The following is a 241-nucleotide window of genomic DNA, read 5'->3' on the forward strand; positions in this document are numbered from 1 at the left end:
GCGTCGCCATGCCCAGTGCGGCGGCGGCGCGCAGGTTGGCGGCGGTGTTGTCGATGAACAGGCACTCGACCGGCGCGACACCGAGCCGGGCCAGGGCGTGCTGGAAGATCGCCGGGCCGTCCTTGCCGCTGCCGACCTCGGCCGAGACCACGATCGGGTCGAAGGTCGCCGGCAGGTCGTGCAGCGCCGACAGCGTCGCCATGCGATCGGCCTTGTTGTCGGTGATCAGGCCGACGGCGTG

Annotated in this window: 1 protein-coding gene; it reads right to left on the bottom strand. The window is 72.2% G+C overall.

The features are described from left to right. Positions 1-241: HAD-IA family hydrolase (locus tag SB658_RS27045; RefSeq protein WP_410603600.1), on the bottom strand; the 241-nt coding region annotated here is incomplete at both ends.

It is taken from the genome of Bacillus sp. SIMBA_008 (assembly GCF_046535495.1).
GTDB lineage: Bacteria > Bacillota > Bacilli > Bacillales > Bacillaceae > Bacillus > Bacillus subtilis.